We start from the raw sequence: 25,196 nt of genomic DNA, 5'->3' as shown, positions 1-25,196 counted from the left end.
ATTCGGTCTCTTGCTGCATCCTGTCTAGGGCACGGGTGCCGCTGTGGAAACCCCCTGGACCGGCTTAGCCCGCCAGAAGGGCGCGCGCCGCCCCGCGTGCCTCTTGCGTAATCGTGTCCCCCGCAAGCATCCGTGCGATTTCATCGACCCGGTCCCCGGAGGCCAAAGGCGTTACCGTCGATGTCGTCATGCCCGCATCAACGCGCTTTTCCACCCGCCAATGATGCGCACCCAGAGCCGCCACCTGCGGGGAATGCGTGACAACCAAAACCTGCCCTTCGCGGGCCAGGGTGGCGAGCCTGCGCCCGACGGCATCCGCTGTGGCCCCACCAACGCCCCGGTCAATTTCATCAAAAATCATCGTCAAGCCGGTCTGATCCTTGCTCAGGCAAACTTTGAGCGCCAACAGAAACCGGCTGAGTTCACCGCCCGAGGCAATCTTGTTCAATGGACCCGAAGGGGCGCCGGGGTTCGTGGCCACGGTGAAGGCCACAGCATCCGCGCCCTCCGGTCCCGGCGTGTCCGGGCTCACTTGCGTCTCAAATACCGCCCGCTCCATCTTGAGCGGGGCAAGCTCTGCGCTGACGGCTTTGTCCAGCGCCTTAGCCGCACGTTTGCGGGTCTGAGTGAGTTCCGCCGCCGCCGTATCATATAAGGCATCCGCCGCCGCCAGATCCCGGCGCAATGTGACCAGATCCGCGTCCCCCGCATCCAGAGCCTCCAGTTTTGCACGCAGCGTATCTGCAAAACCCGACAAATCATCCGCCAGAACATCATGTTTGCGCGCCATCGCCCGGATCGCGAAAAGCCGCTCCTCGGTGTCTTCCAACTCGGTTGGGTCAAAGGACAACCCGTCAATCGCCCGCGCGATACCGTCAACCGCCTCGTCCAGCTCCACAAGCGCGCGCGAAAGGGCCGCCATCGGAGCCTCCAGAACCCCCTCGGCTTTCTCCGCCGCGCCGTCCAGCCAGCGCAGCGCGTCACTCAAGGCGGCCTCTGCCCCGTTCCCACCCAATATTTCATGAGCGCGCAGCACATCACTGCGGATTTTCTCAGCCCCCTGCATGCTGCGACGCTGCCGATCCAGCAGGGCCTCCTCGCCCGGTTCGGGGGCGAGCATGTCCAACTCCGCAACGGCATGGCGCAGGAATTCCTCTTCGTCGCGAATGGCCGCCATCGCTTTTTCGGCAGCTTCCAGCGCCTTGGCCGCTTGCCCCTTGGCCACCCAGGCCGCACGCAGCTGGGTCTTTGCCGCGCCCAAATCGGCGAATTCATCCAGAATGACCCGATGCCCACGCGGGTTCAGCAATCCGCGATCATCATGCTGGCCATGCAGTTCCACCAGCGTCTCAGAGAGTTGGCGCAACACCTCACCCGAACAGCGCCGATCATTCACCCATGCGGTTTTGCGCCCCTCCACCGTGTTGATACGGCGCAGGATCAATTCATCGCCCCCCGGCAGACCGGCCTCTTGCAGAATGGCATGTGCCGCATGATCGGGGGGCAAATCGAACCAGGCCGTGACCTCGCCCTGTTGCGCCCCCTGACGGACCAAATCCGCACGCCCGCGCCACCCCAGAACAAAGCCCAGCGAATCCAACAGGATAGACTTCCCTGCGCCCGTCTCGCCGGTCAATACGTTCAAGCCCGGCTGAAACGCGAGTTCCAACCGGTCAATGATCAACATGTCCGAAATATCAAGTCCGCGCAGCATTCGCCCTATCCGTTACCCCCGCCGGGTCAGAGCCAATTGCCCTTGACCGTTTGGCGGTAAACCTGGCGCAACCATCCGTCGCCCGCAGCCTCCAGCGTCAGCCCCTGCCCGGTGAGCAGCGCAAAGCTGTCCTCATACCAGTCGGTGGAGCGGTAATTGAAGCCCAGGATCGCGCCAGCCGTCTGCGCCTCATCCGTCAGGCCGAGCGATAAATATGCCTCCACCAAACGGTGCAGGGCTTCGGGCGTGTGGGTTGTGGTCTGGAAATCCTCAACGACCACACGGAAACGGTTGATCGCCGCCGTGTAATGGTTGCGCCGCAGGTAATAGCGCCCGATTTCCATTTCCTTGCCCGCAAGATGGTCAAAGGCCAGATCGAATTTCAATACGGCAGCGCGCGCATAATCGCTGTCAGGGTAACGCTCAATGACTTCGCGCAGGGATTGCAAGGCCTGGAATGTCAGGCCCTGATCGCGCCCTACTTCGTCGATCTGATCATAATAGCTAAGCGCGAGGATGTATTGCGCATAGGCGGCGTCTTCATCTTCGGGATAGAAATCAATGAAGCGTTGAGCCGCGGAGCGGCTGTTGGGGTAATCCTGATCGCGGTGATAGGAAAACGCCTGCATAATCAAGGCTCTGCGCGCCCAGTCGGAATAGGGATAGAGCCGCTCGATTTCCGCAAAATAAAACGCCGCATCTTCAGGCCGGCTGCGGTTCAGCTCGAACTCGCCGCGCTCGAAAATCTGCTCGGCAGTATAGGTTTCCAGCGGGATTTCCTGTGGGTTGAAGAAATTGCCGGTGGTGCGACCCGAATTCCGGTCCCCACACGCCACAAGCGTCGCTGCCAACAACACCGCAACCACAATCCGCTTACGCGACCCAAGCCTACTCATGCTCTGCCACCTCTGCTCCGTACCCTGCGCCACAAGTCAAATGCGCTCCAGCAGGTCCTAGCATAGAAATTTAGCATGCAAAACGCCCATTGCGCTCATTGTGAGCAGAGTTGTCATAAAGGTTACAGAAATGAGCGTGATGACCCTGCATCAGGTCCCTTGCGTCATTATGCGACGGCGGGAATTTCATCCCAGATCAGGCCGTAGCCCGGCAGGCGGGATGCGGTACGGCTGTCACATACAACCATGCGCACGGCCCCCGGTGTCGCGAAAACCTTGCGCAGCAGGGTATTGGTGAGCGAATGACCGGCCCGCACACCAGTATAATGTCCGATCAACGGCGCACCCGCCAAAGCCAGATCGCCCAAAGCGTCCAACATCTTGTGGCGCACAGGCTCGTCGCTGTGGCGCAACCCACCCGGGCTCAACACATCCGCCCCGTCAAACACAACCGCGTTTTCGCCCGGCTCACCGCCCAGGGCGAGACCATTGGCGCGCATCGCATCAACGTCCGCCTTGCGGCAGAAGGTACGACTGTCGCAGAGTTCGCGGGCAAAACTGCCGTTGTTCATGACAAGGGATTTCTTCTGGTGGCCGATGGCCTCGTCGTTGAAATCGATCTCGAAATCAATCCGCAGAGTATCGGCAGGTGCCAATGTCGCGGAGGCCAGCCCATCGGTCACGGTCACGGTTTTCAAGATTTCAAAGGCACGCACGGGAGCGGAAAGGACGCGCAAACCCCGCTGCATGATGCCGCGCACAAAAGGGGCCGCCGACCCATCCAGGATCGGGACTTCGGGACCGTCGATCTCGACCAAAGCATTGTGGACACCGCAGCCTGCGAGGGCCGCCATGATGTGCTCTATCGTGGATACCTGCACCCCTGCCGCGTTTTCAATCCGCGTACAAAGCGGCGAGCGTAGGACATTGTCCCAGCGCGCCGCGATCAGGCGGTCCCCGATGAGGATGTCTGTCCGGCTGAACCAGATGCCATGCTCGGCCATTGCCGGTCGGATCGTCATGGTCGATTTACGGCCGGTATGAAGTCCCGGACCCGTAAAGCTCACCGGTGATTTGATCGTTGTCTGCACTTAAGCCCCACAGTCTTTTGGACATTTTTGTCCGATTGCATCCTAATTAGGCGCTGGTGCCTCGGGCCTCAACTCAAACTTTGCAACCGACTGAAACACATCTGTTACATTTGAGCGCAATGACGCTTGCATTCCCGTAACGCGTTGCTTTTCATAAATAAAGGGCCGCGAAATGCGGCCCCCACTTTAGATTTCGTGATGATTTCAGTTTGCCTGACGGCGCAAAAACGCAGGAATCTCGATCCGTTCCTGATCTGGGTCGGCCTGTTCCTGTGGCATGGGGGCCGGTTGCGCCGGGCGGTGCTGAACCGAGGGCTGCTGGCGCGATGCTTGCTGCGGTGCCCCTTCGCCATGTCCCGTCATCCGGTTGATCAGCGAGTTGATCCCGAACCGTGGACGCTCTCCCTGTGCCCCTTCCCGCGGGGCCGGAGCCTCATTGCGATCCGCCCGCGGCGCAGCTTTTTGCGCGGCGGCGCGCAGACGCATCATGGCTTCTGGCGAAGGCGTTCCGGGTGTCGGCGCGCGCGGTGCGACAAAACTCTCCGGCTCCATATCGGTATCCACCCGGCGCGGTTCAAATGCAGCGACTTTGGGCTGATAGGCCGGTGCGGGCAGGCCGTCATCCGGTGCGGCATAAATATCTTCGTCAAACATATCCGCTTCGGTTTCCTGGGAAGTGGCGACATGCTGTGCGTCCATGGCCTCAAACAGGCTCGGCTCCTCTGCGGCTTCGGCCACGATGCTTTCCTGAGGTTCCGGCATTTCGACGCTCGCCGCCGCAGCAACAGGCGCAATATCCTGTGCTGTCACGGTTGGCTTCAACGGCTGGGACAAGGGACGACGCGGCACCGGCATTTCGGTGTTTACATCCGTGGCATCGATGCCCGTGGCCACAACGCTCACCCGCATCAGACCGCCCATATCCGTATCCAGCGTGGAACCGACGATGATATTGGCCTCTGGATCAACCTCTTCGCGGATCCGGTTTGCGGCCTCATCCAGTTCAAACAGGGTCAGATCGTGACCGCCGGTGATGTTGATCAACACGCCCTTCGCCCCGCGCAGGCTGATTTCGTCCAGCAGCGGGTTGGCGATGGCCTTCTCGGCGGCCTGGATGGCGCGATCTTCGCCATCCGCCTCGCCCGTGCCCATCATCGCTTTACCCATCTCGTCCATCACGGCGCGCACATCGGCGAAATCGAGGTTGATCAAACCGGGGCGGACCATCAGATCAGTGACCCCCTTAACCCCTTGATACAAAACATCATCCGCCATGGAGAAGGCTTCGGTGAAGGTGGTTTTTTCATTGGCCAGACGGAACAGGTTCTGGTTGGGAATGATGATCAGCGTGTCCACGACCTTTTGCAGCGCCTCAACGCCGTCCTCCGCCTGGCGCATCCGCTTAGCACCCTCAAACTGGAACGGCTTGGTCACAACCCCAACCGTCAATACGCCCAATTCCCGCGCCGCCTGCGCGATGATCGGGGCCGCGCCGGTCCCGGTACCACCGCCCATACCGGCGGTGATGAAACACATATGTGCGCCCGCCAGATGGTCGACGATTTGCTCGATGCTTTCCTCGGCTGCTGCGGCACCAACCGCTGCGCGCGCGCCCGCACCCAGACCCTCGGTCACCTTGATGCCAAGCTGCACCCGGTTTTCCGATTTCGCCTGCTGCAGCGCCTGCGCGTCGGTGTTGGCCACGACAAACTCGACCCCATCGAGTTCCTTGTCGATCATGTTATTGACCGCGTTCCCCCCCGCGCCCCCGACACCGAAAACGGTGATACGTGGTCTCAGATCCGCCTGTCCGGGCATGGTAAGAGTGAGTGTCATGGTAAAGTCCGCCTGTGCTGCTGCCCCGCATTCGCGAGTGTTTTTAATGCCTGTTCAGGGTTGACCCTAGCGGCTGCGTCCCCCTGGGTCACGCAAAAAACGCAAATTTTATACAAAATAGAGCGTATTTTTACCCTGATTCTGCTTCGGAGTGTGGAGGTCGGCAAGATGTTGCGCAATTTGCCCCACACAGCACCAGACAACCGCCATCCGGGGCGAAAAGATACGATGTATCCGCATCACCCGGGGGACATAAAACCTACGATGTCGTGACGCCTGCTCGGTCGCCTTTCAGCCTCTTATGGGCCTTTCCAAAACACTATCATATCCCGCGCATCTCGTCACCCTCACGCGGCCTGCTTTTTACCAATTGTCACGGAACCAGCGTACCGCACGCTTCAGGGAGCGTTGCGGATAGCGATCCGCGGGGATGTCAAAATCCCACCATTCATCCTGCGGATGCGCCGCAAAAAGCGACAACCCGACAACCGAGGCAAATCCGGGACCTGTCGCCGCCTGCGGCAACCCGTGCACCCGCAAGGGGCGCCCCAAACGGACCTGCTGACCCAGAATTTTGCTGGCAAGACCATCCAGTCCGGGAATCTGGCTGCCCCCCCCGGTCAAGACAATCTGCTGGCTGGACAGGTGATCAAAGCCCGCCGCATCAAGGCGCGCGCGCACTTCTTCGAGAATTTCTTCGACGCGCGGGCGCATGATCCCGATGACCTCGGCCCGGCTGGCGGTGCGGCGGTCATGCTCGAAATCGCCGGTATCCCCGCCAATCTCAATCATTTCACGATCATCCACGCCAGTTGCGTGCACGCCGCCATGCATTGTCTTGATCCGCTCCGCCATGGGCATCGGTATCTGAAGCCCCATGGAAATATCACCGGTCACGTGATCCCCACCCATACGCACGGTATCTGCAAAGATCATGTGTTTCTTGATGAAAATCGACACGCCTGTCGACCCCCCCCCAAGATCAATACAGGCCGCGCCCAATTCCTGCTCATCCTCCACGAGTGCAGAAATGCCGCTGACATAGGCCGAGGAGGCAATCCCCGCCAGCTCCAGATCACAGCGTTTGATGCAATGCGCCAGATGCTGCACCGCATCACCCTCAATCGTCAGCATATGCATATCGACCGACAGCGTATTGCCCAATTGCCCACGCGGATCACTGAGACCGGAGCGGTGATCAATGGCAAAATTCACCGGCTGCGCATGCAGAACATCTCGGCCCGATCCATAATCAGGCACATCACAGGCGGCCAGCACCCGCGCCACATCCTGTTCGTCCACCATCTGGCCTTCGAGCGGGATTTGCGCATCAAGCCCATAAGAGCGTGGTTCAGCCCCGGCAAAACAGGCGATCACGTGATCCACCCGGATGCCGGCCATTTTCTGCGCCCCCTGAAGGGCCGTGCGAATGGCGCGTTCGGTCTCCTGCATCGCGCAGATTTCACCGAAACGCACACCGCGCGAGCGCGTTGTCGCCGCCCCGATCACACGAAAGCCCGATTGCCCGGCCAGCGAGCCGATCTCGCCCTCGTCATCCAAAGTGCCAGTGCCATCAAAGCGCAGCACCAGGCAGGATATTTTGGAACTACCCACGTCCAGAACCGCCATGACGCCGCGCTGCATGGCTGCCTTGCGCATATTGCGCATCTGGCGTTGGCTGTCGTATAAATCCATGCTCTTTATTGTCCCGAAAACTGTTTTATGTCCCACCACAAGGCGGTGGCTTGTTCACTCATCTGTACCGTCGGGCGCGCGCCAAGGCGCAGATCGACCCGCACCACGTCGCGCGTCAGAACATCCTGCGCCCCATCCAGCGCGATCACCCGCTCCAAGGCCTCCACGGCATCGGTTTCGGGCAACAAAATCCGCTGGCCGCGATCCAGAACCACATCCCAGCGCCGCTCGCCCATCCGCACGATCCCGCGCAAACGGTTGCCCAATGGGGCCGCCGCGCGATAAAGGTTCAGCGCCTCTTTGACCTTGGACGGGGCCCCCGTTCCCGCGATAACCATCAGGTCGGGGCGGTCTATGCGTTTAGCCAAGGGGCTCACATGGGTGCCGGTCACATCGATCAGGGTCAGCCCTGTGCGGCTGCGCCAGATGGCGACAGGAATGCGCGGCGTGACATCGACCTGCAAAACGCCACCGGGGCGAATGCGCAGGCTCACCGCCTTGACGGGGGCCAGATCGGCAATCGTGCTGCGGATTTCCGCGAGATCCAGATCAAAGGAGCTGATCGGGAAATCAAGCGGGACGACTTCGCGGATGTCACTGGCCAGCGCGTCATCGCCGCCATCGATCGCCATCAGTTGCACCATGAATTCCGGCCGGGTCTCAAAACTTGCGCGGGCCTGGGCGACCGCATCCGTGATCGCATCGCGCCGCCCTTCATCGCCCAGATACCACCCCGCGCCCGCCAGGATCAGCACCACAGGAATCCCCGCGCGCAGCATCAGCAGAAAAGCAGGCGTCAGCATCAGCCGCTGCATCCGCCACGCCCAACGCGACGGCGCGGGATCATGCGAGGAGGGCTTGCGCGGTCTCAGCGATCGCATGAGGCGTCCTCCACCATCCAGGCGCAAAGCGCACCGAAACTCATGCCGCAGGCCTGTGCCTGTTCAGGCGACAGCGAGGTCGCGGTCATGCCCGGTTGCGTGTTGGTTTCCAGCAGGATCAGACCCGCAGCGCCGCGGCTTTCATCCCAGCGATAATCCGTCCGACTGACCCCGCGGCACCCCAATGCCGCATGCGCGCGCAGGGCATACTCCATGCAGAGGTCAAAAATATCGGTCGGAATCTGCGCGGGGATCACATGGCGCGACCCCCCCGGTTTATATTTGGCGTCATAATCATACCAGCCATCTGTCAGGATATCTGTCACCGTCAAGGCGCGATCCCCGATCACGGTGGTGGTCAATTCACGTCCGGGCGCGAAGGCCTCAACCATCACCTCTTGCGGCATGTCCGGCGCAAGTTGCGGCGGCCCATTGGCCGCACCGTGCACCAGATAAACCCCGACGGAGGAGCCCTCGTTGTTGGGTTTAACCACATAAGGCGGGGGCATAACATGACGCGCGCGCACCTCATCGGCGGGGGCCAGAACGCTCTCAACGACGGGCAATCCGGCAGCGACAAAGGCTTCCTTGCTGCGTTGTTTATCCATCGCCAAGGCCGAGGCCAGAACGCCGGAGTGTGAGTAAGGCACGCCCTGCCACTCCAGCAGCCCCTGCACGCAACCATCCTCGCCCCACCGTCCATGCAGGCAGTTGAGGACCGCATCCGGTTTGATCTGATCAAGCACAGCACAAAGATCGCGGCCCGCATCGACCTCGATCACGTCATATCCCTCGTCGCGCAAAGCGGCGGCGCAGGCTTGCCCGCTGGACAAAGACACTTCGCGCTCAGCCGAAGGGCCGCCCATCAATACCGCTACACGCCGGGGTGTCCTGCTCGACTGACCCACTCTGGTGCCTCATGTCAGGCCGTTTCGGCCCTATTATTTGTTGTTTTGTCCGACTTTATGCCGGTTCACCGTCAATTATTCGATCTGCACTTTGGCGCGATTATGGTTAATAGAACCTTAATTCTCACCGATGCGCATGATTTCCCAGTCTAGCGTAATACCGCTTTGGGCGTAAACCTTTTTTCGCACCACTTCGCCCAATCCCTCCAAATCCGCCGCTGTGGCCCCGCCGGTATTGATCAGGAAGTTAGGGTGTTTCTCGCTCATCTGCGCCCCGCCCTGGCGCGTACCGCGCAGACCCGCATCCTCGATCACTTTCCAGGCCTTGAGGTCATGCACATCATCGGCCTGCCCCGTGGAGGAAAAACCCGCCGGGTTGCGAAAGGTCGACCCGGCGCTGCGCTCTTTGGTCGGCTGGGTGGCATCGCGTTTGGCGATCTGCTCGGCCATGCGCGCGTGCAATACGTCGGGCGCTTCAACGGGTGCCTTGAGGGTCGCGCGCGTCACGATCCACCCTTCCGGCAGCTGACTTTGGCGATAGGCGAAATGCATGTCATGTGCGCTCAGCGTGACAATCTCGCCCGCGCGCGTCACCGCCTGCACCTCCTGCACAACATCCGCGGTGTAGCTGCCGTAACAGCCCGCGTTCATCCGCACGGCACCGCCAATTGTGCCAGGGATCGTGCGCAGGAACGTCAGATCAAGCCCCGCATCTGCGGCCTTTTTCGCAACGTGACCGTCCAATGCCGCCGCCCCTGCGTGCACTTGCGCGCCGTCGATATCGATACCGTTGAAGCCCCGGCCCAGACGGATCACGACGGCGCGCAAACCGCCATCCCGCACGATCAGGTTTGAGCCGACCCCCATCGGAAACACGGCCACATCGGGCGGCAATTGACGCAGGAAATCGCGTAGGTCGTCAATATCCGCAGGCTGTAACAACCAATCCGCCGGCCCGCCCACCCGCAGCCAGGTCAACTCGCTCAAGATGCGATTTGGCGTCAGACGCCCCCGGACCTGCGGCATGTCTTGCATGGCCGACCCCTATCGCAGCGTCACACGTTTGATCCAGCGGCCGAAGTAAACCACTGGCCAGCGCAGGACGGACACACCGCCCGCCATCACCAGCATCCCGATCCAGGGACCGTGATGCCATGTCACCAGCCCGACAATCGGAATCCCCAGTGCAATCAACGCATAAGCCCTGCGCCAGTGATTATCCTTGCTCGGCGTCATGGCCAGGATATTCGCCGCCAGCACCCAAAGGGCCGCGAGGGTCAGAGCAAGGCTCATAAGGCGGCCCCCGTTCCAACCGGTGCAAACGCCATCTTGGTGTGACGCGCGCCCCTGAGGCCGCTCATGCCGTTTCGCAATACCGTGATAATACAAGGATAGCGGTTTTGAAAGGCCACTACGCGGCTCCCTTTTGCAGTCTATCAGGCAGGCCATTGGCCCAGGCGCTGATGGTCCCGGCACCAAGGCAGACCACCATATCGCCGGGGCGCGCCTGCTCGCGCACAAGGCGCTCCAGATCGTCCTCCCCCACAACGGCGCGCGCATGACGGTGACCGTGACGGATCAGACCCGCCACCAGATCATCCCGGCTAGCCCCCTCAATCGGGTCTTCACCCGCGGCGTAAACCTCGGCAATGCCGACAACATCCGCGTCGTTGAAACAGCCACAGAAATCCTCAAACAGATCGGACAAGCGGGAATAACGGTGCGGCTGATGCACGGCGATCACGCGCCCTTCTGTGGCCTGGCGCGCGGCTTTCAGCACAGCGGCGATTTCCACCGGATGGTGCCCGTAATCATCGATGATCGTCACCCCGTCAATTTCGCCCACACGGGTAAAGCGACGGTTAACGCCGCCGAAATTCGCCAGCGCGTCCCGGATCTGCTCGCCCTTCATGCCCAGATGCCGCGCCACGGCGATGGCCGATAAAGCGTTGGAAACATTGTGATCCCCCGGCATCGGCAAGGTGCAGCCCTCGATCATGATGCCTTCGGCCTGCAACGCCACGTCAAAATGCGCCACACCGTTTTTATACGTCAGGTTCACCGCCCGCACATCGGCCTGCGCATTGAACCCGTAGGTCACAACGCGCCGGTCAGTGATTTTACCCACCAGCGCCTGCACCTCAGCGTGGTCAGTATTGCACACGGCGACCCCGTAAAACGGGATGTTGGAGACAAAATCGAGGAAACCTTGGCGCAGCCTGTCGAAATCGCCCCAATGTTCCATATGTTCGGGGTCGATGTTGGTGACGATGGCAATGGTCGCGGGCAGACGATTGAACGTCCCGTCGCTCTCATCTGCCTCCACCACCATCCACTCGCCCTCGCCCGCGCGCGCGTTTGAACCATAGGCGTGGATGATGCCGCCGTTCACCACCGTGGGGTCGAAATCGCCCGCATCCAGCAGGGTCGCCACCATCGTCGTGGTTGTCGTCTTGCCATGGGTTCCGGCCACGGCGATGTTGGATTTGAGCCGCATCAGTTCGGCCAGCATTTCCGCGCGCCGCACGATCGGCAAGCCACCAAGACGTGCCGCATCCAGTTCCGCATTGCCCGGCTTGATCGCGCTGGAAATCACTACCACTTCGGCGTTGGCGATGTTTTCGGCGCGCTGGCCCTCAAACACATGCGCGCCAAGCTCTTCCAGACGTTTGGTGATGGGCGTGGATTTCAGGTCCGAGCCCTGCACCGTATAGCCGTGATTGAGCAGCACTTCGGCAATTCCGGACATGCCGATGCCACCGATCCCAACAAAATGGATCGGCCCGACGTCGCCGGGAAGTTTTGTCGCCGCACTCATGCCTGTTGTCCCCTATTCGCCAGCTGTTCGACCATCTGCGCCAGATCCTGCGTCGCATCGGGCCTGCCGAATAACGCGGCAGAGCGGGCCATTTGCATGGCCCCTTCGGGATTGTCCAGCACGGAAAAGATCTGTTGCGTAACGGCCTCTACATTCAACCTGCTTTCGGGCACTAGAATCGCGCCGCCCGCCTCCACCAACCCGCGCGCATTGGCGGTTTGATGATCCCCCGTCGCAGCCGCATAGGGGATCAGAATGGAGGGGCGCCCGATCACCGACAGATCAGCAACCGAAGAGGCCCCGGCACGGCTGATGACCAATTGAGCTTCGGTCATGCGGCGCGGGACGTCCTGAAAAAATGTCTGCACATCTGCGTTGATACCGTTATCCGCATAAAACGTCGCGACACGTTCGAGGTCTTCTTCGCGCGCCTGATGGCTCACACGGATGTTACGCAGCATGTTCATCGGCAAACCGGCAATCGCGGGCGGGATCACGTCGCTCAGGATACTGGCCCCCTGACTGCCGCCGATCACCAACAGTTCCATCGGATAATCGCCTGGCGAAATATACCCCGCCTCCGCGCGGTCCAGAATGGCGCGGCGCACGGGGTTGCCGGTGTGGTGGCCTTCAACCCCCTCAGGCAGATCGGTGGGCCATGTCCCACAGGCGATGGCATCGACCTTACCGACAAACGCCTTGTTCACACGCCCCAAAACGCCGTTTTGTTCGTGAATCATGCGCGGCAGCTTCAACAGATAAGCCGCACAAAGCGCCGGAATGGTGGGATAACCGCCAAAACCGATCACGACGTCCGGCTTGTGCCGCAAGAATACCCAAAGCGCGCTGACTGTACCGGCGAGGATTTTGGGTGCCACGATGGCTTTGGCCAGAATACCGCCGCGCGCAAAGGTTGCGCTGCTGATCTGCGCGATCTCGGTGGTTTCGGGAAAGCCCTGCGTGTAGCGCGCGCCGCGCGCGTCGGTGGACAGCTTCACGCGCCAGCCGCGCGCGATCATCATCTCCGCCAGCGCCTGGGCCGGAAACATATGACCGCCCGTCCCCCCCGCTGCGATCAAAAGAAGCGGTTGTTTGCTCATTTCACCCGTCCACGCGCCAGAAGATCACTGATTTCACCCTGAGGGCGAGTGCGCGAAAACGCAAGCAACATGCCCACTGCGATCCCGCTGGCGATGATCGAGGAGCCGCCATAGCTGACAAACGGCAGCGTCATGCCTTTGGCCGGCAGCAGCCGCACCGCCACGCCCATATTGATCATGGCCTGCACGCCAAGGGTGCACACCAAACCGGTGCCCGCCAGCCGGATAAACGGGTCGCGTTCACGCATCAGCCGCAACAGCGAGCGCACCACGATGGTGCCATAAAGCGCGATGATGACCAGCACGAGGATCAGCCCGTATTCCTCGGCGGCCACAGCGATGATGAAATCCGTATGCGCATCCGGCAGGGACCATTTGACCTGTCCCTCGCCGACCCCAACGCCAAAAAAACCGCCCTCCTGAATGGCGTTTGTCGCATATCCAAGCTGCGTGCGCGGGTCGATATCCGGGCTCAGAAATCCGTCAATGCGGCGCGCGAAATGTTCCGAGTTTGAATAGGCGATAGTGCCGCCAAAAACCACCAGAGCGGCCATGCCCACCAAGAGGATCAACGGTGCACCCGCCACGAAATACATCACCCCCCAGGAGAACAGAACCAGACAGGCCTGACCAAAATCCGGTTGCAGGATCAACATCATCACAATCGCCATGCAAAGCGCAAAGGACCATGTCTTGCCCGGTGGTCCGTTCAATTCCGAGGACGCCGCCATCATCCAGGCCGCGACAATCACGAACCCCGGCTTGAGGAACTCCGACGGCTGGATTGAGGCAAACCCCAGACCATACCACCGCACCGCCCCCTTGCCGAAATCCGTCCCGAAGAAAGGCAAAAGCGCCAGCGCAATAAAAGCCACGATAAACCCCAGAACCGCCAGACGCCGTACGAGCACGGGCGACATCATCGAGGTCAGGATCATCGCGATGAGCGCCAGGCTGCCAAATAGCGCCTGTCGCTGGACGTAGTGGAAGGGCTCAAACCCATTCTTGGCGGCAAGCGGTGGCGAAGCCGCAAGCCCGAGTAAAAGGCCGATCGCAAATAAGATCAAGATGCAGGACATCGCCCATTTGTCGATGGTCCGCCACCATTTGGGGAGGATCGGTTCACCATCGCGAACCGGAACTGCGCCATAGACCATTTCTGTCATGGGTGCCTGCCTTGGATAACTACACTGCCTCGATGCGCCCCTTTTCGGGGTCTGCCGAGGATATAGTAGCGCGAAAACATCCATAACGCCAGCCTGAGACTTGCCATTTTGTGCAATTCGCGCCAGTGGAACGCGATGAAAGTTGATACAGCAATTATTGGGGCCGGGGCCGCCGGTATGATGTGTGCGGCCCATGCCAGCGGGCGCGTGTTGATTGTCGATCATGCCCGCGCGCCGGGCGAGAAAATCCGCATCTCCGGTGGCGGGCGGTGCAATTTCACCAACCTGCATACGGATGCACATGCATTTCTGTCCGCGAACCCGCATTTCGCCAAATCCGCGCTGGCCCGGTACACGCAGTGGGATTTTATTGATCTGGTGGATCGCCATGGCATTGCCTGGCATGAAAAGACATTGGGCCAGCTTTTCTGTGATACCTCTGCCAAGAAGATCATCGCGATGCTACGCGGCTTGATGCAGGCAAATAACGTCGATTTGCATTTGCAAACGACTGCGCGCGACTTTGCAAAGGCACCCGATGGGTTTACTTTTACCCTTGCAGGTGATGGCGCGGACACCAGGGTCACGGCGCGCAATCTGGTCGTGGCCACGGGGGGCAAATCCATTCCCAAGATGGGCGCGAGCGGGCTTGCTTATGATCTGGCAGCGCAATTCAGGGTGCCTGTGACAGCGACGCGCCCCGCGCTGGTCCCATTTACCTTTGACAAGGAACGCTTTGCTGGGCTTGCAGGGGTTGCCACGGATGCGCGTATCACTGCCGGGCAGACGAGTTTTGACGAGGCGCTATTGTTCACGCATCGCGGCCTGTCGGGACCGGCGGTGCTGCAAGCCTCCTCCTATTGGCGCGAGGGCGAGGCGATCAGCGTGAACCTTGCACCGCATCAAAATCTCTATGACGCTTTGCGCAGCCAGCGCGCGACGTCGGGGCGGCGCAACCTGACCACCGAATTATCGCACCATCTGCCCGGGCGATTGGTGGATTTTCTGGCGACACAAACCGACCTCAAGGGCAATCTGGCGGATCAGTCTGACACCAGATTGGCTGAAATCTGCAAGAGCCTGTCGGCCTGGTCGCTGACCCCGACCGGCACCGAAGGCTACCGCACAGCCGAAGTCACATTGGGCGGCATTGATACCAATGCGCTCTCGGCAAAAACCATGCAGGTGACGGCAGTGCCGGGGCTCTATTTCATCGGCGAAGCGGTGGATGTCACGGGCTGGCTTGGCGGGTATAATTTCCAATGGGCGTGGTCCTCGGCCATGGCGGCGGCGGCGGCACTGACCCAATAAGGACGACGCCCCTCAGAGGTATTTCTGCACCTGTGCGACGAAATCATCCCCGCGTTTTTCGAAATTGTCATATTGATCAAAGCTCGCCGCGGCAGGGGCCAAAAGGATCACATCCCCCGGTTCGGCCTGTGCCACCGCCTGCGCGACGGCCGCCTCCATGGTGGTACAAATCTCCGCCTCCACAGGCAGTTGCATCGCGAAATGCGCGGCCTCGCGCCCGATCACATAGGCCTTGCGCACGCTTGATGCCGCGCCAAGCTCCGCCAACCCGCCTTCCTTCTCCAAGCCACCGCAAATCCAACGCACGTGCTGAAACGCCGACAGAGCCTTTGCCGCCGCATCCACATTGGTCGCCTTGCTGTCGTTCACAAACCGCACGCCGTCCTTTTCGCCCACCAGCTGGCTGCGATGGGGCAGACCTGCGAAGCTGTGAAACGCGGCCTCAATGACGCGGGGGGCAAGACCAAGCGCGCGACAAGCGGCATAGGCGGCGCAGGCGTTTTGATGATTATGCGCCCCCGGCAACCCCGGCACCGCGCGTAAATCGATGGACGCGGCCTGTTTCCCCTTGCGGTATTCGGACAGAAACCCCTTGCGTGCAAAGACCTGCCACCCCGGCCCGGCGAGCTTTTCGGCAACCGAGATCCGGATCACCCGGTCATCTGCGCGCCCTTCCGCCAATTGCCCGGCCAAATAGCGCCCTTCGGGTTCATCCACACCAATGATCGCCCGGTCCGGCCCACCTTCGGCAAACAGCCGTCTTTTGGCGGCAAAATACCCCCCGATCCCGGCATGGCGGTCCAGATGATCCGGCGAAAGGTTGGTGAAAACGGCAATATCCGGCGTCAGGCTGCGCGCAAGGTCCGTCTGATAACTCGACAGCTCCAACACCACGACCTCGCCGTCGATGGCCGGATCAATATCCAGAACACCGCGCCCGATGTTCCCCGCAAGTTGGCACGGTCTGTTCACCGTTGTCAAAATGTGGTGGATCAGCGCGGAGGTCGTCGATTTCCCATTCGATCCGGTCACAGCAATGACTCGCGGCGCGGTGTCAAAATTATCCCATTCCTGCGTGGCAAAGGACTGAAAAAACAGGCCGATGTCATTGTCCACCGGCACGCCCGCGCGCAGGGCGGCGTCCACCATTGGGTTGGGCGTGGGATAAAGATGCGCAATGCCGGGGCTGACGATCAGCCGGGCAATATCGTCAAAATCATGCGGGTCGCGCAGGGCCAGACAGGTAAACCCTTCGGCCTCGGCCTTTTCGCGCGCGGCAGGGGTATCATCCCAGCAGATGGGCGTCGCATCCCCCGCCACCAAAGCACGCGCCGCACTCAGACCCGAGCGACCCAGGCCCAGAACAGCGATTTTTTGACCTTGCAAACCTCTAACCGGAATCACGCGGGCTCTCCTTCTTATCGCAGGGCGGACAGTGCCGCCCCGGCCCGTCGGGGGCAAGGTGGTTCCGACGCGCACCCCCCTATGAAGGCCGTAAACCGGAGTGAAAGGCATGGTGCTTATGGGCGGCGGGTGCGTTTTATCACCGGCCAATGGATGCAGCCGACCTCAAAACGTCTGCGGGACCAAAAGCAGACCGCGTTGGGATGATGGGCCGATGGTGGCCCTCAGCGCACCTTCAAGGTCGCCAGCCCGATCATCGCCAGGATCAGCGAGATGATCCAGAAACGGATGACGATGGTGCTCTCCGCCCAGCCCTTTTTCTCGTAGTGATGGTGTATCGGGGCCATCAGAAACACCCGTTTGCCGGTCTTTTTGAAATAAAGCACCTGAATAATGACACTCAATGCCTCGACCACGAACAGCCCGCCGACAATGGCCAGGACGATCTCGTGCTTGGTGCTGACCGCGATCGCACCCAGGGCACCGCCCAGGGCCAAGGACCCGGTATCGCCCATGAAAACCGCCGCAGGGGGCGCGTTATACCACAGGAATCCCAGCCCCCCGCCAAATATCCCGGCGGTGAAGATCAGGATTTCGCCCGTCCCCGGCACGTAATGCACATCCAGATATTCGGTGAAATCCACACGACCGACCGCATAGGCGATCACGCCGAGCGTTCCGGCGGCAATCATCACCGGCATAATCGCAAGCCCATCAAGGCCGTCCGTGAGGTTCACCGCATTGGCCGATCCGACGATCACGATGATCGAGAAGGGGACAAAAAGATAACCCAAATTGATCAGCGTGTCCTTGAAGACCGGCAGGGCGAGCCGGTTGTGCAGCGCTTCGGGATGGTATTGCGCGGCCCAGAAACCCGCAATTGCCGCGATGATCAGGCCCAGCAGCAAGCGCACGCGCCCTGGCACCCCCGCCGTGGTTTGTTTGGAGACCTTTGCGTAATCATCCATGAAGCCGATGGCGGCAAAGGACATGGTCACAAAAAGCACGATCCAGATGAAGGGGTTGTCCAGCCGCGCCCAGAGCAGGGTTGAGGTCAAAAGCGCCCCCACGATCAACAGCCCGCCCATGGTCGGGGTGCCCGCCTTGACGAAATGGCTTTCGGGACCGTCCCCGCGGATGGGTTGGCCCTTGCCCTGCCGGCGGCGCAACACTGCAATCAGCGGTTTGCCAAACAGAAACCCGAACACCAATGCCGTCAAAAACGCCCCGCCTGCGCGGAACGTAATGTAGCGAAAGAGATTGAAGAAATCCCCCCCGTCCGACAGCAGCGTGAGCCAATAGAGCATCCGTTATCCTTCTTCGATATTGAGCGGGGCATGTCCCATTTTGCGGATCGCGTCAACGATCAGACCAAGTTTCATGCTCAAGGAGCCTTTGGCCAGAACCACATCACCACTGTCCAGCGCGCGCTTGAGTTTGGGCAGGGCCTCTTGGGCGGTCGCGAACCACTCGCCGCGCTGCACCTCGGGCAACAGATCATAAAGCGCGCGCATCAGCGGCCCGATGCAATGCACCTTATCAAGGCTTTGCAGGCTCGGCAGATGTGCGAGGCCTGCATGAAGGGCAATTTCATCCGAGCCGAGTTCTTTCATATCGCCCAGAAACGCGATGCGTCGCCCCTTGGAGACGCGCCCCATATCATTCATGACGGGAGCCGCCGCCAGCACCTCAAGTGCTGCCGCCATGGAAGTGGGATTGGCGTTATAACTGTCATCAATCAAATCGAGCGTCAGGCTGGTATCAACCACATCCAGATAAATGCGTTCGCGTTGACCGCGCCCCTTATAGGGTCGCCAGCGCCCCAGCGCGCCCACCGCCAGCGCCATATCCGTGCGCAGCGCCGCCATGACGGCAAGCGCCCCCAATCCGTTCATCGCAAAATGACGCCCCGGTGAGGCAATTTTGAACAGCAAGGGCTCCGCGCCCATCTGGGCCTGCACCACCGTGGTATCATCGCGCAAATCGGCGCGGATGAGTTTGAAATCATGGCCTTCCGCGCCAAAGCTGATGTCGCGCAGTTTGCAATCCAGCGCCTTTGCCATCAGGATCGCAGCGGTTTCGACATCCGCGTTCAGGATCGCGATGCCGCCGGGTTCGACCCCCTCAAAGATCGCGGCCTTTTCCACGGCGATGCCGGTGATATCCTCAAAAGCCTCCAGATGCGCCGCCGCCACCGTCGTGACCAGCGCCACATGCGGACGCGCCATTTTTGCCAGCGGGGCGATTTCGCCGGGGTGGTTCATGCCGATCTCTATCACGGCGAATTCCGTGTCCTGTGGCATGCGCGCCAGCGTCAGCGGCACACCCCAGTGGTTGTTGTAGCTGGCCACGGAAGCGTGGGTGCGTCCCTGTGCTGCGAGCATTTCCAGCAACATCTCCTTGGTGGAGGTCTTCCCGACGCTGCCCGTCACGGCGACGACCATGCCGCTCATACGCGCGCGCCCGGCCCGGCCCAGAGCCTCCAGCCCGGCCAATACATCAGGCACGATCAGCAGAGGCGCATCCTCGGCCACACCCTCAGGCACGTGATCCACCAGCGCCGCCGCAGCCCCTTTTTCCAGTGCCTGCGCGACGAATTCATGCCCGTCGCGCTGGTCTTTCAGCGCGACAAACAGATCGCCGGGCGCAAGCGTGCGGGTATCAATCGACACGCCGGTTGCGACCCAATCCCCTTGTGCGCGCCCAGCCGTTGCGGCGGCGGCTTCCTTGGATGTCCAAAGGCTCATGCCATCCTCCCATCAAGTGCTGCCACGGCGACGCTGGCCTGTTCGACATCGTCAAAAGGCAGGATGTCATCGCCCACCGTTTGCCCCGTCTCATGCCCCTTGCCCGCGATCAGCAAGGCATCGCCCGGCCCCAAAGCGTCCACCCCGCGCAGGATCGCCTCAGCCCGATCGCCGACCTCCTGCGCCTCGGGTGCCCCCAAAAGAACTGCAGCACGGATGGCTGCGGGGTCCTCGGAACGCGGATTATCATCACTCACAATCACCAGATCGGCGTTTTCCGCCGCCGCCTGCCCCATCAGGGGGCGTTTGGTCGCATCGCGGTCCCCGCCTGCCCCGACGATGGCAATAAGCCGCCCCATCACATGCGGACGCAACGCCGTGAGCGCTGTGGCCACAGCATCCGGTGTATGCGCGTAATCGACGAAAACCGTGGCCCCATTGTCGCGCGTCCCGGCCAGCTGCATGCGGCCCCGCACCGTGCTCAGATCCTCAAAGGTGTCAAACACATGGTTGGGTTTTTCCCCGCAAGCCACCACCAAAGCCGCCGCCAGCATCACATTTTCCGCCTGAAAATCGCCGATCAGGTTCAACCGGCGCACATAAGATTTGCCCAGATGCATGAATTGGACCGTTTGCCCCGTGGCGTCGACCTGCACCTTGCCGATATGGAAATCCCCGATGTTGCGCCCAACCGAAATAACCGGACACCCGCGCGCATTGGCGATGGCCGCCATATCCACGCCGCGCTCCTCTTCGATGTTGATCACGGCCTTGGCCTCTTCGGGCAGAACGCGGGCAAACAACCCGGCCTTGGCGTCAAAATAGGCCTCGAAACTCTCGTGATAATCCAGATGGTCCTGTGTGAAATTGGTGAAACCGGCGGCCTTGAGCGTCACCCCGTCCAGGCGGCGCTGATCCAGCCCGTGGCTGGAGGCCTCCATCGCCGCATGGGTCACGCCGTTTTCCGCCGCTTGCGCCAAGGCGCGGTGCAATGTGATCGGCTCCGGCGTGGTGTGCATCAAGGGGGCGGACCATGCGCCCTCCACGCCGGTCGTGCCAAGGTTGATGGCTTCATGCCCCAGCAGGCTCCAGATCTGGCGGGTAAATGTGGCAACGGAGGTTTTGCCATTGGTCCCGGTCACGGCCACCACAACTGGGGGTTGGCGTTCAAACCACAGCGAGGCGGTGCGCGCCAGAGCCTCGCGCGGCTCAGATGTGATCACCACGGCCACATCCGTTTGCGCCAAGACATCCGCCGCAATCCTCGCGCCCTCATCGTCCGTCAGGATCGCCGCCGCCCCCATGCGCAGAGCGTATTGGATGAACTCCCCGCCATGTATTTTGACGCCCGGCATGGCCGCGAACAGAAAACCGTCTTCTACATCGCGGCTGTCCACGGCCAGACCGGTGATTTCGGGGTTGCGCCCGCCCTTCGCGGTCAGGCCCAGGGAAGAAAGTGTCTTGACGTGTCCGCTCATGTCCCGGGGCCTCTTTGGCTTAATTCTGTTCCAGACTTATATCGGTCAATTCCACAGGTTCAACGCTCGGTCGTAGCCCCAACAAGGGTGCAACGCGTTTGATCATCTCGGCGGCAACGGGGACCGCCGTCCAACCCGCCGTGCGGCGCGGCTCATCGCTGATCGTATCCACCGGTTCATCCAGCGTAACGATCAACACATAACGCGGGTCATGCGAGGGGAAAATCGAGGCAAATGTCGCGATCACCTTATCCTCGTAATACCCCCCCTGCGGGCGCGGCTTATCCGCAGTGCCGGTCTTGCCGCCCACCGCATATCCGGCCACATCGCCAAAACTGGCCGTGCCATCCGTCACCACCCGGCGCAGCATCTTGCGCGCCGCCGCCGTTGTTGCCTCAGAAAAGACCCGCTCGCCCAACCGGGGACCGTCCTGTTTCAGAATGGTCGGCTGGACCTTGAGCCCCCCATTTGCAATCGCGGCATAGCCAGCGGCCAGATGCATCGGCGAGGTCGATAGCCCGTGACCATAGGAGATGGTCATCGTGCTCAATTCAGACCAGTTTTTCGGCAGGAGCGGCTTGCCGGTGCCCGCCTCAACGATTTCGAAATCCGTGGCTTCCAGCATGCCCAGCTTTTTCAGGAAGGCGCGCTGGCGGTCAGTGCCGATTTGTTGGGCCAGCCGCGCCGTACCGATGTTGGAGCTTTTCTCGATGATCTTGGAGACCGTCAGCCTGTCGCCGTAGTTGCGAAAATCCCGGATACGGAATTTACCCCAACGCAGCGGGCCTTTGGTGTCGACCAAGGTACCCGGATTGGCCAACCCCAGGTCCATCGCCTGGGCTACGGTGAATATCTTGAAGGTCGAGCCCAATTCATACACGCCCTGAACCGAGCGGTTGAACAGCGGGCTGTCAGAGGCATCCCCTTTGGTGGCCGGACGGGGTCGGTTGTTGGGATCAAAACTGGGCAAGGACACCACGCTGAGCACTTCGCCCGTATAGATGTCCATCAGGATGGACGTCGCGCCCTTGGCATTCATCAGCTTCATACCGCCTTGCAGCACACGCTCGGCCGCCGCCTGCACGGTCAGGTCGAGCGAAAGCTCCAGCGGCGCATTGCCATTCGCCGGATCGCGCAGGTAATCGTCGAAATATTTCTCCACGCCCGCCACGCCGATCACCTCGGCGGCATGCACGCCTTCGCGCCCATAGCTGGCACCGCCCATGATATGAGCGGCCAGACGCCCGTTGGGGTAAAGCCGCATGTCGCGGGACCCAAACAACAAACCGGGATCGCCGATGTCATGCACGGCCTGCATCTGCTCGGGGCTGATCTTGCGCTTGATCCAGATGAATTTGCGTTTGCTGGTGAAATCCTCCAGCAAATCCTCGGCCTCCAGATCGGGGAAAATCCGGGCGAGGCCTTGCGCGGCCTGGACCGGGTCGATCATCTGCGGGGGTTGCGCATAAAGCGAGTGGGTTTCGAAATTGGTCGCCAGAAGCCGCCCCTGCCGGTCAACGATATCCGCGCGGCTGGCGTGGATGCGCGCGCCGGGGGCCTCGGCGCGTGGCTCCATCGGCTCGGAGGTGGCCAAAAGCCCCATACGCGCGCCCACAATCCCAAAGGCGATCACGAAAAACAGCCCCAACACCAAAAGCCGCCCCTCGGCACGCTGGCGCGCATGATCGCGCATCTGCTCATGCCGGATGCGGATGTTTTCGCGCTCGATCGTATCGGGGTTTTCGCCCTTCGCGCGGGCTTCCAGAATGCGGGCCAAAGGACGCAGGGGGGTACGGATCATGGGCGGGACTCCTGTGGCGCATCCGTGGGTGCGGTATCGGCGTTGGTCTCAACAAGCTCCGGCAAGGCAGGCGGCACAGGGTAGGCGACCTGATCGAGATAGCCGAATTGATCAGGATGCAGCGGCAAGAGCCCGAGCCGGTCAAAATTGATTTCCGCCAGATCCCGCAACCGGTCGGGGCGGTTCAGATAGGCCCATTCGGCGCGCAACACGGCCAGGCGATCATAGGAATGCCTGATATCCTGGCGCAGCTTTCTAGTGTCGCTGAGCGCGGCCTGCGTGGCGTAATTCTCGCGGTAGGCCCAAAAGGCCAGACCGATCACCGCCAATGTTGTCAGGATATAGAAAATGGTGCGCATCTAGAGCGTCTCCTTCAGCAGGGGCATGCCGATGGCCTTGGCATCCACGGCCTCAAAAGGGGCATCCGTGCGCGTGGCGAGGCGCAACCTGGCAGAGCGCGCACGGGGGTTAGCGGCGATTTCATCCGCTGTGGCGGCAATGGCCTTGCGTGATTTCACCGTGAAACCGGGGGCAGCACGCGCGATCTCAGGGGCGTAGCGGTTTGCATTACCGCCCGTCCCAGCCCGTGCCGTCAGGAAGCGTTTGACCATGCGGTCCTCGACCGAATGGAACGTCACCACGGCCAGTTGGCCGCCCGGCTTCAACGCCCGCTCCGCCGCCATAAGTCCTTCAAAAAGCTCACCATATTCGTTGTTCACCGCGATCCGCAGCGCCTGAAAACTGCGCGTGGCAGGGTGGGATTGCCCCGGTTTGCTGCGCGGCAAACAACCCTCAATGATACCGGCAAGGCGCAAGGTGGTCGTGATCCGCTCAAGCGCCCGTTCGCGCAGGATCGATTTGGCGATACGGCGGCTGGCGCGCTCTTCCCCATAAAGGAACAGGATATTGGCGAGGGTTTCTTCTTCGGCGCCGTTGACGATATCCGCCGCAGAAGTCCCCGATTGGCTCATGCGCATGTCCAGCGGCCCATCCCGCATGAAGGAAAACCCGCGCTCGGCCAGATCAAGTTGCATGGAGGAGACCCCAAGATCGAGCACCACCCCATCCAGGTCGGTGCCATAAGTGTCCATCTTGGAAAAAACACCCTGTTGCTGAACCAGACGTGCGCCATATCCACCTGACCATTCGGCCGCCAGATCAAAGGCCAGCGGGTCGCGATCCACGGCAATGACCCTCTCGGCGCCCGCCTCCAGCAGCCCGCGTGTATAACCGCCCGCGCCAAACGTGCCATCCAGCCACACGCCTTGCACCGGGGCCACCGCGTCCAGAATAGCCGGCAAAAGGACGGGAATATGGGGGGGCGTGTCAGACGGGGCCGCAGCAGCCATGGCTTACTCCCTCGTCTTGGGAGGCAACAAGACCAGCGGGTCAAAATCATCTGGCATGTCGTCCAGATAGGCTTCGGTCTTGGCGACCTCATCCGTTACATAGGTGTCAGGGTTCCAAATCTGGAACGTGTCCCCTGCCGCGAGGAAAAAGGCTTCATTGGCCAGCCCGATTTTCTGGCGCAGCTTGGCGGGCAGCACCAGACGGCCTGTTTCGTCGATGGAGGTGGCGAAGGATTGCCCCTGAAACAGGGTTTGCAGCAGTTTGCGCTCCCGTGAGCCACGCGGCAAGGTGTCGATCTGCTCATCCACCTCTTCAATGGCTTGCATCGTGTAGCATTCCAGAAAATTGCGCCGGTGATCGCCGTAAACGATAACCAGTTCCGGGTTTTCGCCAGAGGTCCAGTTCGGGTCAGAGGCCTCGATCACACGGCGAAAAGAGGCAGGGATAGAAACCCGCCCCTTGGCATCGACCTTGTGATGGCTTTCGCCTCTGAACCTGCGGCTCACTGCCTTATCCCAACTTCATGCGTCACTTAAAGTTCGACGCGTATCCCCCTATTTTGAAATGGAAACGGCGAGTTGATCTGCTGCCACTGATCAACTCGCCGCCCTCGTCCCGCTTCGCGGGGAAGTCCAGTCACGCGCGCCATCTGGGGGGATGTCTGCTCGCTCGCGCGCCGGATCTCTTGGTCAGTTGAAAGCGAGGGCCTGTATGAACCTGCTAGAGTTTTTATTTAGATGGGGTCGTTTAGCGCCCCGGTCTCGTTCTCATCTGATGCAACAGGGATACAATGGGAAATTATGGGTGGCAAGGTGTTTTTAGTTACCAAAACCTTACTTATAAGGGATTTTTTTAACAATTAGGTAAAAATCCTGTATATTTTGCAAGACCTCTCTCTATAAATTGCGGCTGAAGGAAACTATCACACCACATATGGGAAAATTGCAAATATTCAAAAATTTCCCACAAAATCCCACTTTTTTCTAGAATGTAGATAACT

At 60.8% G+C, this 25,196-nt stretch carries 21 protein-coding genes; 1 reads left to right on the top strand and 20 read right to left on the bottom strand.

What is annotated here, in order from left to right; translation table 11 throughout:
* Positions 1-64: 64 nt before the first annotated feature.
* The 12 genes from recN to ftsW all read right to left on the bottom strand — a co-directional run bounded on the left by recN (position 65) and on the right by ftsW (position 14,105).
* Positions 65-1,714 (bottom strand): DNA repair protein RecN, encoded by a 1,650-nt coding sequence (recN, locus tag ROLI_RS05755; RefSeq protein ID WP_187428734.1) that lies wholly within the window; start codon positions 1,712-1,714, stop codon positions 65-67.
* A 26-nt stretch (positions 1,715-1,740) separates the two neighbouring features.
* Positions 1,741-2,610: an outer membrane protein assembly factor BamD gene (locus tag ROLI_RS05750; protein WP_187428735.1), complete on the bottom strand. Its 870-nt coding sequence runs from the start codon at positions 2,608-2,610 to the stop codon at positions 1,741-1,743.
* A gap of 167 nt (positions 2,611-2,777) precedes the next feature.
* Complete coding sequence (gene lpxC / locus ROLI_RS05745; protein ID WP_187428736.1) at positions 2,778-3,701, bottom strand: UDP-3-O-acyl-N-acetylglucosamine deacetylase; 924 nt, start codon at positions 3,699-3,701, stop codon at positions 2,778-2,780.
* Between the two features lie 204 nt (positions 3,702-3,905).
* Positions 3,906-5,537, bottom strand: coding sequence for a cell division protein FtsZ (gene ftsZ / locus ROLI_RS05740; protein ID WP_187428737.1), 1,632 nt, complete (start codon positions 5,535-5,537; stop codon positions 3,906-3,908).
* 363 nt (positions 5,538-5,900) lie between these two features.
* Positions 5,901-7,205, bottom strand: a complete 1,305-nt coding sequence (gene ftsA / locus ROLI_RS05735; protein ID WP_187428768.1) for a cell division protein FtsA — start codon at positions 7,203-7,205, stop codon at positions 5,901-5,903.
* A gap of 32 nt (positions 7,206-7,237) precedes the next feature.
* Positions 7,238-8,113 (bottom strand): cell division protein FtsQ/DivIB, encoded by an 876-nt coding sequence (locus tag ROLI_RS05730; RefSeq protein WP_187428738.1) that lies wholly within the window; start codon positions 8,111-8,113, stop codon positions 7,238-7,240.
* Positions 8,101-8,979, bottom strand: a complete 879-nt coding sequence (locus tag ROLI_RS05725) for a D-alanine--D-alanine ligase (RefSeq protein ID WP_222869384.1) — start codon at positions 8,977-8,979, stop codon at positions 8,101-8,103. Before ROLI_RS05725 ends, ROLI_RS05730 begins: the two co-directional genes overlap by 13 nt.
* Before the next feature lie 159 nt (positions 8,980-9,138).
* A complete protein-coding gene (gene murB, locus ROLI_RS05720) occupies positions 9,139-10,056 on the bottom strand; it encodes a UDP-N-acetylmuramate dehydrogenase (protein WP_187428740.1) in 918 nt (305 codons plus the stop codon).
* Positions 10,057-10,065: 9 nt separating this feature from the next.
* Positions 10,066-10,314: a DUF2484 family protein gene (locus ROLI_RS05715; RefSeq protein WP_187428741.1), complete on the bottom strand. Its 249-nt coding sequence runs from the start codon at positions 10,312-10,314 to the stop codon at positions 10,066-10,068.
* A gap of 118 nt (positions 10,315-10,432) precedes the next feature.
* The gene (murC, locus tag ROLI_RS05710) at positions 10,433-11,839 is read right to left on the bottom strand and encodes a UDP-N-acetylmuramate--L-alanine ligase (RefSeq protein WP_187428742.1); all 1,407 of its coding nucleotides are present in this window, start codon (positions 11,837-11,839) and stop codon (positions 10,433-10,435) included.
* Positions 11,836-12,939 carry a UDP-N-acetylglucosamine--N-acetylmuramyl-(pentapeptide) pyrophosphoryl-undecaprenol N-acetylglucosamine transferase gene (locus tag ROLI_RS05705; protein WP_187428743.1) on the bottom strand — a complete coding sequence of 368 codons (1,104 nt, stop codon included), beginning with the start codon at positions 12,937-12,939 and terminating at the stop codon, positions 11,836-11,838. Before ROLI_RS05705 ends, murC begins: the two co-directional genes overlap by 4 nt.
* The gene (gene ftsW / locus ROLI_RS05700; RefSeq protein ID WP_187428744.1) at positions 12,936-14,105 is read right to left on the bottom strand and encodes a putative lipid II flippase FtsW; all 1,170 of its coding nucleotides are present in this window, start codon (positions 14,103-14,105) and stop codon (positions 12,936-12,938) included. The genes ROLI_RS05705 and ftsW overlap by 4 nt, the downstream gene beginning before the upstream one ends.
* Positions 14,106-14,240: 135 nt before the next feature.
* Between ftsW and ROLI_RS05695 the strand changes: the two genes are divergently transcribed.
* Positions 14,241-15,416, top strand: a complete 1,176-nt coding sequence (locus ROLI_RS05695) for an NAD(P)/FAD-dependent oxidoreductase (protein ID WP_187428745.1) — start codon at positions 14,241-14,243, stop codon at positions 15,414-15,416.
* Positions 15,417-15,428: 12 nt separating this feature from the next.
* On the opposite strand, the gene murD is transcribed toward ROLI_RS05695, so the two are convergent.
* The 8 genes from murD to mraZ form a co-directional block, all read right to left on the bottom strand.
* Entirely contained in the window at positions 15,429-16,820 is a 1,392-nt protein-coding gene (murD, locus tag ROLI_RS05690) for a UDP-N-acetylmuramoyl-L-alanine--D-glutamate ligase (RefSeq protein ID WP_187428746.1), read from the bottom strand.
* Positions 16,821-17,044: 224 nt separating this feature from the next.
* Positions 17,045-18,127 carry a phospho-N-acetylmuramoyl-pentapeptide-transferase gene (gene mraY, locus ROLI_RS05685; RefSeq protein ID WP_187428747.1) on the bottom strand — a complete coding sequence of 361 codons (1,083 nt, stop codon included), beginning with the start codon at positions 18,125-18,127 and terminating at the stop codon, positions 17,045-17,047.
* Positions 18,128-18,130: 3 nt separating this feature from the next.
* Complete coding sequence (murF, locus tag ROLI_RS05680) at positions 18,131-19,567, bottom strand: UDP-N-acetylmuramoyl-tripeptide--D-alanyl-D-alanine ligase (RefSeq protein ID WP_187428748.1); 1,437 nt, start codon at positions 19,565-19,567, stop codon at positions 18,131-18,133.
* Positions 19,564-21,045 (bottom strand): UDP-N-acetylmuramoyl-L-alanyl-D-glutamate--2,6-diaminopimelate ligase, encoded by a 1,482-nt coding sequence (locus tag ROLI_RS05675; RefSeq protein WP_187428749.1) that lies wholly within the window; start codon positions 21,043-21,045, stop codon positions 19,564-19,566. The genes murF and ROLI_RS05675 overlap by 4 nt, the downstream gene beginning before the upstream one ends.
* A 19-nt stretch (positions 21,046-21,064) precedes the next feature.
* Positions 21,065-22,846 carry a penicillin-binding protein 2 gene (locus ROLI_RS05670; protein ID WP_187428750.1) on the bottom strand — a complete coding sequence of 594 codons (1,782 nt, stop codon included), beginning with the start codon at positions 22,844-22,846 and terminating at the stop codon, positions 21,065-21,067.
* Positions 22,843-23,205 (bottom strand): cell division protein FtsL, encoded by a 363-nt coding sequence (locus ROLI_RS05665; RefSeq protein ID WP_187428751.1) that lies wholly within the window; start codon positions 23,203-23,205, stop codon positions 22,843-22,845. Before ROLI_RS05665 ends, ROLI_RS05670 begins: the two co-directional genes overlap by 4 nt.
* On the bottom strand, positions 23,206-24,195 hold the full coding sequence (gene rsmH / locus ROLI_RS05660) for a 16S rRNA (cytosine(1402)-N(4))-methyltransferase RsmH (protein WP_187428752.1): 990 nt from the start codon (positions 24,193-24,195) through the stop codon (positions 23,206-23,208).
* Positions 24,196-24,198: 3 nt separating this feature from the next.
* A complete protein-coding gene (mraZ, locus tag ROLI_RS05655) occupies positions 24,199-24,702 on the bottom strand; it encodes a division/cell wall cluster transcriptional repressor MraZ (protein WP_187428753.1) in 504 nt (167 codons plus the stop codon).
* Between the last annotated feature and the right edge of the window lie 494 nt (positions 24,703-25,196).

Source organism: Roseobacter fucihabitans (assembly GCF_014337925.2).
GTDB lineage: Bacteria > Pseudomonadota > Alphaproteobacteria > Rhodobacterales > Rhodobacteraceae > Roseobacter > Roseobacter fucihabitans.
Note: the sequence above shows the minus strand (reverse complement) of the source record. Positions and strands in the feature narration are given on the sequence as shown.